Origin of the sequence: Gordonia sp. KTR9 (genome assembly GCF_000143885.2) — a bacterium.
Classification (GTDB): domain Bacteria; phylum Actinomycetota; class Actinomycetes; order Mycobacteriales; family Mycobacteriaceae; genus Gordonia.
The window spans coordinates 3,699,602-3,711,947 of record NC_018581.1; the positions used below are offsets into that span (position 1 = coordinate 3,699,602).

11 protein-coding genes are annotated in these 12,346 nt (G+C 68.3%); 2 read left to right on the forward strand and 9 right to left on the reverse strand.

Annotation, left to right across the window (positions count from 1 at the left end; genetic code table 11):
* Positions 1-6 precede the first annotated feature (6 nt).
* From KTR9_RS17380 to KTR9_RS17395, 4 genes are all read right to left on the reverse strand, one after another.
* A complete protein-coding gene (locus KTR9_RS17380; protein WP_010841279.1) occupies positions 7-855 on the reverse strand; it encodes a transglutaminase family protein in 849 nt (282 codons plus the stop codon).
* Positions 852-1,829: an alpha-E domain-containing protein gene (locus KTR9_RS17385; protein ID WP_014927458.1), complete on the reverse strand. Its 978-nt coding sequence runs from the start codon at positions 1,827-1,829 to the stop codon at positions 852-854. Before KTR9_RS17385 ends, KTR9_RS17380 begins: the two co-directional genes overlap by 4 nt.
* Positions 1,826-3,712, reverse strand: a complete 1,887-nt coding sequence (locus KTR9_RS17390; RefSeq protein WP_014927459.1) for a circularly permuted type 2 ATP-grasp protein — start codon at positions 3,710-3,712, stop codon at positions 1,826-1,828. The genes KTR9_RS17385 and KTR9_RS17390 overlap by 4 nt, the downstream gene beginning before the upstream one ends.
* A gap of 93 nt (positions 3,713-3,805) precedes the next feature.
* Positions 3,806-4,951: a hypothetical protein gene (locus KTR9_RS17395; protein ID WP_014927460.1), complete on the reverse strand. Its 1,146-nt coding sequence runs from the start codon at positions 4,949-4,951 to the stop codon at positions 3,806-3,808.
* Positions 4,952-5,190: 239 nt separating this feature from the next.
* Between KTR9_RS17395 and rpsT the strand changes: the two genes are divergently transcribed.
* Positions 5,191-5,451: a 30S ribosomal protein S20 gene (gene rpsT, locus KTR9_RS17400; protein WP_010841283.1), complete on the forward strand. Its 261-nt coding sequence runs from the start codon at positions 5,191-5,193 to the stop codon at positions 5,449-5,451.
* A 116-nt stretch (positions 5,452-5,567) separates the two neighbouring features.
* Here the strand turns inward: rpsT and holA are convergent, their stop codons facing one another.
* Positions 5,568-6,536, reverse strand: coding sequence for a DNA polymerase III subunit delta (gene holA, locus KTR9_RS17405; protein ID WP_010841284.1), 969 nt, complete (start codon positions 6,534-6,536; stop codon positions 5,568-5,570).
* 165 nt (positions 6,537-6,701) lie between these two features.
* Here holA and KTR9_RS17410 point away from each other — a divergent pair, with 165 nt between their 5' ends.
* Positions 6,702-8,114 (forward strand): amino acid permease, encoded by a 1,413-nt coding sequence (locus KTR9_RS17410; RefSeq protein ID WP_010841285.1) that lies wholly within the window; start codon positions 6,702-6,704, stop codon positions 8,112-8,114.
* 30 nt (positions 8,115-8,144) lie between these two features.
* Here the strand turns inward: KTR9_RS17410 and KTR9_RS17415 are convergent, their stop codons facing one another.
* The 4 genes from KTR9_RS17415 to octT form a co-directional block, all read right to left on the reverse strand.
* Entirely contained in the window at positions 8,145-9,542 is a 1,398-nt protein-coding gene (locus KTR9_RS17415; RefSeq protein ID WP_014927463.1) for a ComEC/Rec2 family competence protein, read from the reverse strand.
* Between the two features lie 3 nt (positions 9,543-9,545).
* The gene (locus tag KTR9_RS17420; protein ID WP_014927464.1) at positions 9,546-10,526 is read right to left on the reverse strand and encodes a helix-hairpin-helix domain-containing protein; all 981 of its coding nucleotides are present in this window, start codon (positions 10,524-10,526) and stop codon (positions 9,546-9,548) included.
* A 119-nt stretch (positions 10,527-10,645) separates the two neighbouring features.
* Complete coding sequence (locus tag KTR9_RS17425; RefSeq protein WP_014927465.1) at positions 10,646-11,506, reverse strand: DegV family protein; 861 nt, start codon at positions 11,504-11,506, stop codon at positions 10,646-10,648.
* A 31-nt stretch (positions 11,507-11,537) separates the two neighbouring features.
* Complete coding sequence (octT, locus tag KTR9_RS17430; protein ID WP_193363199.1) at positions 11,538-12,335, reverse strand: diglucosylglycerate octanoyltransferase; 798 nt, start codon at positions 12,333-12,335, stop codon at positions 11,538-11,540.
* Between the last annotated feature and the right edge of the window lie 11 nt (positions 12,336-12,346).

Genomic DNA, 12,346 nt, shown 5'->3' on the forward strand with positions numbered 1-12,346 from the left:
GAATCCTCAGGCGAGCCTGGTGATCTCGACGATGACGTCGAGGTCGGTGGCACCCCCGCCGGTGTAGATCCCTTTCAGCGGCGACACGTCGGCGTAGTCACGGCCCACCCCGACCGACACATGCTGTTCGGTGATCGGCGTGTCATTGGTGGGGTCGTAACCCCACCAGCCACCCGTCCACGCCTCGATCCAGGCGTGGCTCTGCCCCTGCACCGTCTTGTCGATCTCGGCGTCGGGTTCGGGATGGAGATAACCGGATACGTACCGAGCAGGGATGCCGAGACCACGGAGCATCAGCAGGGTCAGGTGCGCATAGTCCTGACACACGCCCTTACGATCGGTCCACGCATCGACGGCCGTGGTGTGCACCCCGGTGGTCCCCGGCACGTACTCCATCTCGGTGTGGACGAACCGGCTCACCTCTTCGACCGCCTCCTGCGGCGTCAGGCCCTTGGTCACTCTCTTGGCTGTCGACAACAGCTGCCTGTTTCTCGCCACGAATTCTGTGTACGAGAGCATTTCGTCGTACCGGTCTTTCACGGCGTCGCCGTTGATGTCATCCCACGACGCCTCGTCGTCCTCGGACGGACGATGTCCGCGCTCGGTCTCGACGACCGACAGACCCGACACCTCGAGCTCGTCATGCGGCGCATGCAGATCGAATGCGGTGACCGCCGTGCCCCAGTAATCGGTGTAGCGGTACGACCTCGTCGCCGGGACCGTCTCGACCCGGTTCACGATGACGTTCTGCCGGGTGTCGCTGCGCGGGGTGAGCCGGGCTTCGTTGTACGACGAGGTGACAGGACTGTGGTAGGCGAAACCGGTGGAATGGACAACACGCAGACGCCAGCTCACAGCTCACTCTCCTCGATGACATTCCCGTCGCTCACCCGGGCGTCCGCCCACGAGACATAGGGCGACACATGGAAATACTGTTTCGTCACGGCTTCGTTGACCGCGCGGCAGGTGTCCTGCAGGTCGACGAGCCGGTCCTGCAGATCGTCGAGCAACTTGCCGGGCTCGAGGAACTCCAGTGAACTGCGCGCGCGGCCCAGGAGCAACTGGGCCTCCGCCTGCGCACCGACACGGCTGGGCCCCTTCTCGAGCTGACCCAGGTTGTGTTCGGCGACGCTGAGGGCGTGGAAGATCGACCGCGGGAACAACCGGTCGAGAAGCATGAACTCGACGATGTTCTCTGCGTCCAGCACCCCTCGGTATGTCCGTAGGAACGTGTCGTGCCCGCCCGCACTCACGAGCACGTTGACCCACGCCGGCGACGACGTCCGATCCCCGGCGCGCGACAACAACATCCGGATCGTCATGTCGACCCGCTCCACCGACCGGCCCAGCAACAGATACCGGTAACCGTCGTCGTGGCTGAGGGTGGCGTCGGCCAACCCGGCGAACATCGCCGCCCGGTTCTTCACATACGACAGGAACTCGTGGGGACCGAGACGGCGCGAACGACGTTCGGCGGCGTCGAGCCCGTTGTATGTGGTGTTCAAACACTCCCACAACTCGCTGGAGGTGACTTCGCGTGCGCCGCGGGCGTTCTCACGCGCCGCGCGGATCAGGTCGACGATCGATCCCACCGCGTCGGCGTCGTAGGCGACCCGTTCGGTCAGCGACCAGACGTCGAGTTCCTCGTCGTCCTCCGGCGCGGTGAGCCCGAGTACCTGGATGATCAGCCGTGCCTGCCGGTCGACGTCGACCGTGGTGTCCTCGAGGATCTGGTGGATCGCGACGTCGAGAATCCGCGCCATGTCGTCGGCGCGCTCGACGTATCTGCCGATCCAGTACAGCGACTCGGCGTTCCGCGCCAGCATCATCGGACATCACCGTCCTCGCGCTGCGTCATCGAGCCGGACTGGGACATCGAGCCGGACTGGGTCATCGAGCCAGACTGGGACATAGAGGCAGACTGGGACATCGGGGTCAGCTGCTGCGTCATGCCGCCCAGGTGCTGCGTCATGGCACCCTGCTGTTGCTGCTGGGTCTGCGTGTGGACCGGATCGGGGGCGCTCTCGGCGGGCCGGGCGGCGGCGACACCGCTCGTCGTGACGACCTTGGCGCCCGACAGTTCGCGGTCTCCCTCGGAGGTGCGCGAGGCCAGCACCCAGGTGTCCTTGGAACCGCCACCCTGGCTCGAGTTCACGACGAGCGATCCCTCCGGCAGCGCGACCCGGGTGAGCCCCCCGGGCAGGACCCACACGGACTCACCGTCGTTGACGGCGAACGGACGCAGGTCGACGTGACGCGGGCGGATGTCGTCGCCGATCTTGGTCGGCACCGTCGACAGCTGCACGACCGGCTGGGCGATCCATCCGCGCGGATCGTTGCGGACCTTGCGTGCCAGCGCATCCAGTTCCGCCCCGCTGGCGTCGGGCCCGAAGACGATGCCGTAACCACCCGATCCCTCAACGGGTTTGACGACGAGCTCGTCGATGCGGTCGAGCACCTCCTCGCACTCGTCGGGCAGCCAGCACCGCAGCGTGTCCACGTTCTGCAGGCTCGGCTTCTCCCCGAGGTAGTACTGGATGATCTCGGGGACATAGGTGTAGATCAGCTTGTCGTCGCCGACGCCGTTGCCGACGGCGCTGGAGATCACGACGTTGCCCGCGCGGGCCGCGTTGAGCAGACCGGCCACGCCCAGCATCGAATCCGGACGGAACTGCATGGGATCGAGGTAGTCGTCGTCGATGCGCCGGTAGATGACGTCGACTCGCTGCTCACCTTCGGTCGTGCGCATGTACACGACGTTGTCGCGGCAGAAGAGGTCCCGGCCCTCCACCAGTTCGACGCCCATCAGCCGCGCCAGGAGCGAGTGCTCGAAGTAGGCGGAGTTCGCCACGCCCGGGGTGAGCACGACGATGTTCGGGTCGGCCTCGTTGAACGCCGCCGACGCGCGCAGTGCGCGGAGCAGATGACTCGGATAGTCGGCGACCGCGCGCACCTTGTGTTTGGAGAACAGGTCCGGGAAGACGCGTGCCATTGCCCGCCGGTTCTCGAGCACATAGGACACACCCGACGGCGACCGCAGGTTGTCCTCGAGGACGCGGAAGTCACCGTTCTCGTCGCGGATCAGGTCGATGCCCGCGACGTGGATGCGAACACCGTTGGGCGGCCGGATGTTTGCGGCCTGCCGGTGGAAGTGCTCGCAGGAGTGGACGAGTCGCTTGGGCAACACCCCGTCACGCAGGATCTCCTGCTCGCCGTAGATGTCGTCGAGGAACAGTTCGAGGGCCTGTACCCGCTGGGTGATGCCGGCCTCGAGCTTGTTCCACTCGGCCGCCGAGATCACCCGTGGCACAACGTCCAACGGGAACGGACGTTCCTTACCGGAGAGCGAGAAGGTCACGCCCTGGTCGAGGTAGGCACGTCCGAGGGCTTCCACACGGGCCTCGACCAGGTCGGACTGATCCTCGTCGGCCATCGCCTTGTAGATGCCGCGGTACGGCGTGCGCACCTCGCCGGCGGCGTCGAACATCTCGTCATATGCCTTGCCGTACGGGCCTTTTGCGTATCCACCGAAGTTGCCGGTGAAATTGTCCACGGTCGTCGACTTCGCCGACTTGCCACCCGAACCAGCGCCCTTCGCCGCGCCGTTACGTCCGGATGCAGCACGGCCTGATGAGTTCGAAGACGCCGACTTCGGGGCTGCGGACTTACGCGCAGCCTTCTTGGTAGGCGCACTTGTCGATGCGGGGGTCATAAACTGCCATGGTGCTACAGAATGTCGAAATCGGCACGACGTCGCCCGGCCGTGTCATCGACGAGGTCCCGAACGTCGCGCGGAGGTCGCCGATCAGGATGATCGGCGCGCGGCGATCACCCGCCGTTTGACCCTCCTGAGTACGTTCGCCGCGCGGGTCCGCGCACGAGGACCCACCTTGGGCAGTGGCGCCGCGAGCACCATCGCCGCGATCGTGTCGAGTGCGACGTCGAGCACCTCGCCCTCCGACGGCGACGGTACGTCCGTGGCGTCGTGTTCCGCCGACACCACCAGGTCGGCGAGGTCGCCGGCGACGTCGTAGCCGGCCTCACGAACCGCCGCTACCATCCGCCGGGACTCCCCCGCCGCCCATTCCCGACTCTTGTCCGAGAGTCCCTGCGGAGGACCGGACGGCGCCTCGAACAGGATCTCGCCGATCAGCTGACCCTTGATGATCCGCTCGTACCGGCGCCATTCGATGACCTCGGGCTGCAGCCGGCGGTTGAGCCCGCGCAGGAACTCCGCCTGCGGCGCGGACAGGGAACTGTTCAGGCTGGGGACGGGAATGCGCAGCGGTGTGGGGTCGATGCCCATCACCCCCAGGAACCGGTCCCACAAGGTGTCACCCGGCGCGGCCCCACGCCCCGGCACGGTGACCACGTGCACACGCTCGGGGCCGACGAATCGAGACCAGCGCTCGAGGATGCCGATGTAGTCCTGGAACTCCCAGAACGGCTCCTCGTCCATGGCATCCGCCGTGACGGGCTCGCCGTTGCTGCGCCCCTCGGACGCGAACGCCACCGAATCGACGAACTCGTCGAACGAGGCCCGGCGCTGGTTCTTGACATTCTCCTGCCACACGGAGGGCAGCTGACGGCCCAGGTCGCGGACGGTCGCGATCACGTGGACCTCGTCGGCGAAGGACAGATCGGTCATCAGCCGTTCGATCTGGTCGACCGTCGCTGTGCTGTACAGCTCATGGGAGAGCAGGGAGATCTGCGGCCAGGCGCGGATCTGACCGAGCAGCTTCGGCCAGGTGCCGGCGAAGGCGGGATCGACCCAGTCGAGGTATCGCTCGGGCTGCAGGTGCACCGCGGCGTGGAAGTGATCGGAGATCACATTTCCCGGGTACAGCAGTCCGGACGACTGCAACGCCAGGTCGCGGTTTCGCCAGAGGCGATCCTGCAGATGGGTGGTCCCGGTCTTGGGGAGGCCGATGTGCACATAAACGACGGACATGATGAGTCCACCGTAGACTTTCGTTCACGATGATTCTTATCGTGCGGCGCGAGCACGGGGTGTGTCGGCGGCGTGGATTTTGGCGGGCTGACCCCGACTGGTAATGTTGTGCGCTGTTGCGGTGACGCCGTGGAGATGCTTCACGCGCCGACGCCGCCCGGTGCGAGTTCGACCTCCCAGGCCGACCGCCCGACCCGAACAGACAGACGTATCCACCAGCAACGACAGAGGTAACACGCGTGGCAAACATCAAGTCTCAGATCAAGCGCAATCGCACCAACGAAGCGAACCGCCAGCGCAACCAGTCGGTGAAGTCGGCCCTTCGTACCGCGATCCGCAGCTTCCGTGAGGCTGTCGACTCCGGCGACAAGGCGAAGGCTGCCGAGCTCGGCCAGACCGCCAGCCGCAAGCTCGACAAGGCTGCCAGCAAGGGCGTCATCCACGCCAACCAGGCCGCAAACAAGAAGTCGGCCATCGCCCTCGCGGTCAACAAGCTCTGATCTGACACCGACCCCGGTCGGCCCGACGGGTTGACCCGTCGCCATCTCTTCATATCTCCGCTCACCCCGGCAGCGTCCACGCAGCTGCCGGGGTGAGCGGCGTTCTGTCAGGTGGGTCAGCTGCGTCGACGCCCGTCGGGCCTGAGCTCGGCGACCGTCGCGACCGCATGGGTGAGGCTGTAGTCGGGGTCGGCAGCCTGCCCCTTCACATCGGCGTTGAGCGCGGCCACCACGCCGATCGCGCGCGCGATCGACTCCGAATCCCACGCCTTGGCCTTCGCCTGCACGTTCTTGACCCGGTTGGGCGGCATGCCGAGCTCTCGGGCCGCATCGAAGTGGTTGATCGACCCCATCGGCCGGATGCGTGCGATCGCATGCACGGCCTCGGCGAGGGCGTCGGCCAGCAGCACCCGTGGCACTCCGTGGTGCAGGGCCCAGGCCAGGGACTCCAGCGCGCCCGCGCGGTCGCCCGTCACCGCACGGTCGGCCACCTCGAAACCGGTCACCTCGGGACGACCCTGGTAGTACAACCGCACGGCGTCGCGGTCGACCTTGCCACCCGTATCGGCCACGAGCTGCGCGCACGCGGCGGCCAGCTCGCGCAGTTCTGATCCCACGCCTTCGACGACCTGCTCGACGACGTCGGCGCCGACCTTCACGCCCAGTGACCGGAATTCGTTGCGCACGAATGTCATCCGCTCCGACGGCCACTTCGGGGCCGTGGTCTCGTGTTCGACGGCACCGGCCTTCTTGAGTGCGGGGACCATCGACTTGGCCCGCCCTCCGCCGTGGTGCACGACCATCAGGGTGATGCCCTCGGGCAGTGACGACGCCGTCGCGACGATCAGCCCGGCCGGCTCCTTGCCCGCCTCGGCGGCGGCCTCGACGACGACGATCCGCTCCTCGGCGAACAAGGACGGACTGAGCAGTTCGGCGAGTTCGTGTTCGCTCACATCGCCGGCGCGCACCCGGGTCACCGGAACGGGGGTTCCCGCAGCCTTCGTCGCGGCGTCGACCACCGCCGAGATCACCCGGCCGGTGAGGAAGTCGTCGTCTCCGAGCAGCAGGTGCAGGCGATCGGTCACGGCGACAATGGTGCCAGACGAACCCGACACGATCGCCGGACCGCCACCAGGTCGGCCGAATACGACAAAGTGGACAACGCCTGTGGCCGAATGAATCGGGGTGATCGCGGCTCGTTACGGTGAGCTTCTGCCAGAGGTCCACCGACATTTCAGGGAGTCGCCCGCGTGACTGTCGAGCATCCCGGCACCGACACGGGTGCCGACACCGACGAGGGATACCAGCGCGGCCTCACCGCCCGCACCGTGCAGATGATCGCCATTGGCGGCGCGATCGGCACGGGACTGTTCTACGGCGCGGGTGGTGCGATCGAGAAGGCGGGACCCGCACTCATCCTGGCGTACGCGCTCGCCGGGCTCGCGATCTTCATCGTGATGCGCGCCCTCGGCGAACTGCTCATCTACCGGCCCGTCTCCGGGGGCATCAGCGAGTACGCCGACGAGTTCCTCGGCCGCTTCGCCGGTTTCAGCCAGGGCTGGACCTACTGGGCCGTGTGGACGACGACGTGCATGGCCGAGATCACCGTGGCGGGCAAGTACATCAACTACTGGTGGCCGTCGGTTCCGGTCTGGGTCACCGCCCTCATCGCGCTCATCGTGCTGTTCGGCGCGAATCTGATCTCGGTCGGGGTGTTCGGTCGCGCGGAGTTCTGGTTCTCCGCCATCAAGGTCACCGCCATCCTCGGCATGATCATCGTCGGCATCGGCGTGCTGCTCCCGATCGCCGGACTCGGACCCGAGACCGGGCCGTCGGTGACGAACCTCTGGAACGACGGCGGCTTCTTCGCGACCGGGTTCAGCAACGCCCTGCTGAGCCTGCAGATCGTGATGTTCGCCTATGTCGGTGTCGAGCTCGTCGGCGTGACCGCGGGCGAAGCGCAGAACCCGCGCGTCACGCTGCGCAAGGCGATCAACACCGTGCCGTTCCGCATCGGCATCTTCTACGTCGGCTCACTGATCGTGATTCTCTCGGTCCGCAGCTGGAAGGACTTCCAGGAAGGCGAGAGCCCCTTCGTCTCGGTGTTCTCCTACATCGGCATCCCCGGCGCGGCCGGCATCGTCAACTTCATCCTGCTGACCGCCGCCCTGTCATCGTGCAACTCCGGCATCTACTCCACCGGTCGCATGTTGCGCTCCCTCGCCCACACCGGCGACGCCCCGCGCCAGCTGACCTGGCTCTCGAGCCGCAAGGTCCCGGCCGCGGGCATCACCCTGAGCGCCGCGGTCATGGCGATCGGCGTCGTGGTGAACGTCATCGACCCCGAGCACGCCTTCGCCTACATCACCGCGGTGTCGACGGTGGGCATCATCGTCATCTGGTCGACGATCCTGCTGTGCCAGATGGCGTACCGGCGCAAGGTCGCGCGCGGCGAACTGCCTCGCTCGGACTACCGGGTGCCCGGCGCCCCGGTCACCACGTGGCTCGCACTCGGCTTCCTCGCGCTCGTGTTCGTCCTGCTGTTCTTCGACCGCGACGGCCGGATCGCGCTCGTCGTCGGGGCGGTCTGGTTCACCGCCGTCGGCATCGGCTACCTGGTGTGGAACCGTACCGCGGGCGAATTGGCCGACCGCGAGGTCTGACCGCCGAGGTCGGCCGGCGCATCGACGCCCTCACCCAAATGGCGACCACACGTCCACACTCGCCCAGCTCACCCCGCCGAGGGTGCGCGCGCAGGCGACCATCCACCACAGCTCGGGCGCGAGGGCGCGCACCAGCAATTCGCCCACGAGCGCCCCGGGCCCGTCGGGCGGCCCGATCGCACCGACGAGTGCGGCGAGGGTGCCGACCACACTGATCACGGCGACGACCGGCGCGACGAGGAGGTTCGCGACGATCCCCACCACCGAGAACGTTCCGGTCACCACGACGACGATCGGCGCCGTCACCACCTGGGCGGTGACCGCCATCGCGATCACCTCGGCCACGCCGGGCGGACATCGCCACTCGCGTAGCCGATCCCGGAGTCGCGGCGCCCACACCACGATGGCTCCGGTCGCGGCGACCGACAGCGCGAACCCCGGCTGCAGCGCCAGTTCGGGCCACCACAGCAGGCCGCCGACGACCGCCGCTCCCAACGCCGGAACAGCCTGCGCTCGACGAGAGGCGAACAGCGCCAGCACCCCGACGGCGCCCATCAGGGCAGCACGCAGCACACTCGGCGACGGGCGGACGAGAACGACGAACCCCAGGATCACGACCAAGCCGACGATCGCGGCGGCCCGCGGCGGGACACCCACACTGCGTACCACCAGAAGTGCTGCGCCGCACACGATCGCGAAGTTGCTGCCGCTCACCGCGGTGAGGTGACTGAGTCCCGCGTCGCGGAAGTCCTCGCGTAGGCCGTCGTCGAGGGAGCTCTCGTCGCCGAGTACGAGCCCGGGCAGGAGTCCGGCCGCATCCGCATCGAGTCCTCGTGCGGCCAGCGTCTGCAGCCGCTCTCGGATCGCACCGGCCACCTCCTGGTGGCCGGGCGGTGGTCCGACCGGCCGGGGCCGCTGTGCCGTCACCGTCGCCACGAGAAGTGAGTGTGCGGGCGGCGGTCGTACCCGAACGATCGTCACCACCCGCTGGCCGGGCAACAGTCCCGACCACTCCTGCACATCACCCATCAGATCGGCAGCAGCCGGTCGAACTCGTTGCGATCCGATCTGTTCCACCCCCACCCGGACGCGCACCCGCCCTGCGGACGGTTGTCCGACGATCGTCGGGTCGCCGCGCACGGTCAGCACGACCGTCGCCTTGCCCGTCGTCGTCGCCAGCGGATGTTCGGTGCGGGCCTCCTGCCGAAGGGCCAGCGAGGTCGCGCACACCGCCGCGAGTCCGGCGACCACGACAACCAGACCGACCGTGTCCCAACCGATCCGACCGGCGAGGCAGGCCACCGTGCCGGCGAGGGCGACCGCGCCCGAGCAGATCGCCAGCGCGAGCGTGTACGCCGTCGGCACCGCGAGCCCGAGCGCCGTCACCGACCACACCGCCGCCGCCGGCACCAGCAGGCGGTAGTCCACCCCTCACACCGTCACGAGGTCGCGCAGTCTGGCCAGACGTGCCGGACCGATCCCCTCGACCTCGGCGAGCTCCTCCACGGAAGTGAAGCGTCCGTTCCGTTCCCGCCACGACAGGATGGCCTTCGCGGTGACGGGTCCGACTCCGGGCAGCTCGTCCAGGTCGGCCTCGGTGGCGGTGTTGAGGTTCACGAGTCCACCGGTGTCCGGCGTACTTTCCGCACCGCCGGCGGGAGCACCGGCACCCGCCGGATTTTCCACTGCCGGCGGGGATGGCGCGCCGGCAGCCCCGACGACGGCACTGCGCAACGACATCTGTCCTTCGCCGCCCGCATAGCCGACGAGGATCTGATCGCCGTCCCGAAGCACCTGCGCGAGATTCAGGGACAGGAGATCGGCATTCTTGCGCACCCCACCCGCCCGGTCGATCGCCTCGGCGACCCGCGCCCCCGGCGCGAGGCGCACCAGCCCCGGCTTGTGGACCAGCCCGACGACACTGACGACCATCTGCGCCGGAGTCGGCTCGGCCGGCGTCGCAGGCAACGATGAATCCGGCACCTTCGACGTGCCGGCCACCGCACCGAAATCCACCACGGGCGCCGACTCCGAACCACGGAAGAGCCCGAACGCCGCCACCGCGCAGACGACGACACCGACCGCGATCAGTGCGAGGGCGGCCGGCGGTGCGACCGCGAAGCGTCGTCGAGGGAAGGGATCGTCGGCGTCGTCATCGTCCTCGGTGTCGACGTCGCCAGGGTCCGTTCGCCGACGCGGCGATCGCGCCGGCGGGGTGTCGAGCCAGGTCGGCATCCCGCCGATCCCCCACCCGGGGTGCTCGAGCTCCCCGACCGGTCCGGCCGGGTCATCGGTCTCCGTTGCGCGCGCCGGGGAATCGGGATCGATCCCTGCCGCGCCGTTCCGGCGGCCCGGCAGCTCGGCCACCGGCGCCAGCCGGTCCAGCGGATTCCGCCGTCCTGATGCGCTCATGACGCCACACGGTAGGTCCCGTCACCACCACTTCTTCACGTCCGGACGGGCGAACACCGGAATCTGTGGACGGTCACTGCGACCTGTGGATGGTGCCGGACGGGCGGGCCTGCCCGTTCTCAGTGCTCCTCGAGACCCTCGATCGGGTCGAGGTGCGCGGCGATGACGACGCCCACCGCGCCGGGGCCGACGTGGGTGCCGAGGATGGGTCCGAGGTCGACGATCAGTTCGGAGGTCACCACCCGCAGCTTGGCGTGGACCGCGGCTCGCAGTTCCTCGGCGACGTCGGGGCTCTGGCAGTGCTGGATCCCGACCGTCACCGCGCGGCCACCCGCGGAGTCGACGGCGGCGTCGACCATCTTGTCCAGCGCCTTGGAGAACGTACGATGACGCTCCCTGAGCGTCAGGGTGCCGTCGACCATGTGCAGGATCGGTTTGATCGACAACGCCGACCCGAACAGCTTGCCCGCGGCACTGATCCGGCCGCTGTTGCGCAGATTGTCGAGTTGCTGCACGCACAGCAGTGAGTCGACCGTCGCGGCCTGCCGGATGGCGGACTCGTACACCCGGTCGCGGTCGGCTCCGCCCGCGGCGGCCTGGGCGGCCGCGACGGCGGTGAAACCGACTGCGAGACCGACAGATCGGGAGTCGACGACACGCACCTGCCCGGAGAACTTCTCCGCGGCCATCCGGGCCGAACTCCACGTTCCCGACAGCCGGCGGGACATGTGGACGGCGACAACCCCGTCGCCCTGACTCGCCTCGAGCGCGGCGTCGAAGTGTTCGGACAGATCGCTGGGGTTCGCGCCCGATGTGGTCACGCCCGGCGTCGACACGATGTCGGTGGGGATGTCGTCGACGCCCTCGCGGTAGTCCTTGTCATCCACCGTGACGTGCAGCGGGACCTGCCGGATCCCGTAATGCTCGGTCACCGACCGCGGCAGTCGGGACGAGGAGTCTGTGACGACGACGACAGGCACGCGTCTACGTTAACGGGTTCACGCGCCGAGCTCACACGGGCGTCGCCGTCGGCCCCTCGATGTCGCGGTCCCTGCTCCCCCGGACCGCGTCGATGACCGGGGAGACCAGCTCGGCGATCCCGCGATGACACTCGAATCCCCAGTGGATCCCGTCCGGGTTCATCTCGACCTCCGGGTCGTCGAACGAGTCCCGGGTGACCGGGTAGAAGTCGACGCACGGCAGCGAATGGCGCGACGCCCACCGGGACATCGCCGCGGTCGTCGGGATCCGGCCGGTGTGGACGTTGCCGTAGTACGGACTGCGGTGGGTGGGCGGCAGGCACACGACGATCGGGAGATCCGGTCGCAACTGGGTGAGCGCCGCCCGGATCTTCTCGAGGTATTCGATCGTGACGCGCGGCGGCAATGCGAGCGGCCACCCGAGGCGCGCGCCCCGCGGCTGGACCCAGGCGTAGGCCTCACGGATCTTCTGCCGCAATCCATTCGGCCGGATATAGCGGATCTGTTCCCGGAACGCCGTGGGCAGTGGCGACGGCAAGGTGTCCATCCCGCCGAACGCGAGCACCACGACATCGGCACGGGGCACGGTGGCCCAGATGTTCGGATCCTGGGTGAGCGCCCACCAGACGTCCCGACTGGTCCAGCCGATCCGGCCGAACAGCCGCACCGGCGAACCGGTCGCGGCCCCCACGAGCGTCGGCCAGATACGGGAGTCGTCCGCGGGCAGACCGCCCTGCGGGCCGTAGTAGGCCAGCGAGTCGGACAGGACCAGCACGCACCGGTCCGGCGCGTCGGGGGACCGACGAGGACCGCCGGCAGTCCCGCTCATCGCAGGACCGG

Excerpts from the sequence above, each read along its gene's own strand:
- KTR9_RS17385 (WP_014927458.1), bottom strand. The coding sequence starts at position 1,829 with ATGATGCTGGCGCGGAACGCCGAGTCGCTGTACTGGATCGGCAGATAC.
- KTR9_RS17390 (WP_014927459.1), bottom strand. The coding sequence starts at position 3,712 with ATGACCCCCGCATCGACAAGTGCGCCTACCAAGAAGGCTGCGCGTAAG.
- KTR9_RS17395 (WP_014927460.1), bottom strand. The coding sequence starts at position 4,951 with ATGTCCGTCGTTTATGTGCACATCGGCCTCCCCAAGACCGGGACCACC.
- KTR9_RS17420 (WP_014927464.1), bottom strand. The coding sequence starts at position 10,526 with ATGAGCGCATCAGGACGGCGGAATCCGCTGGACCGGCTGGCGCCGGTG.
- octT (WP_193363199.1), bottom strand. The coding sequence starts at position 12,335 with ATGAGCGGGACTGCCGGCGGTCCTCGTCGGTCCCCCGACGCGCCGGAC.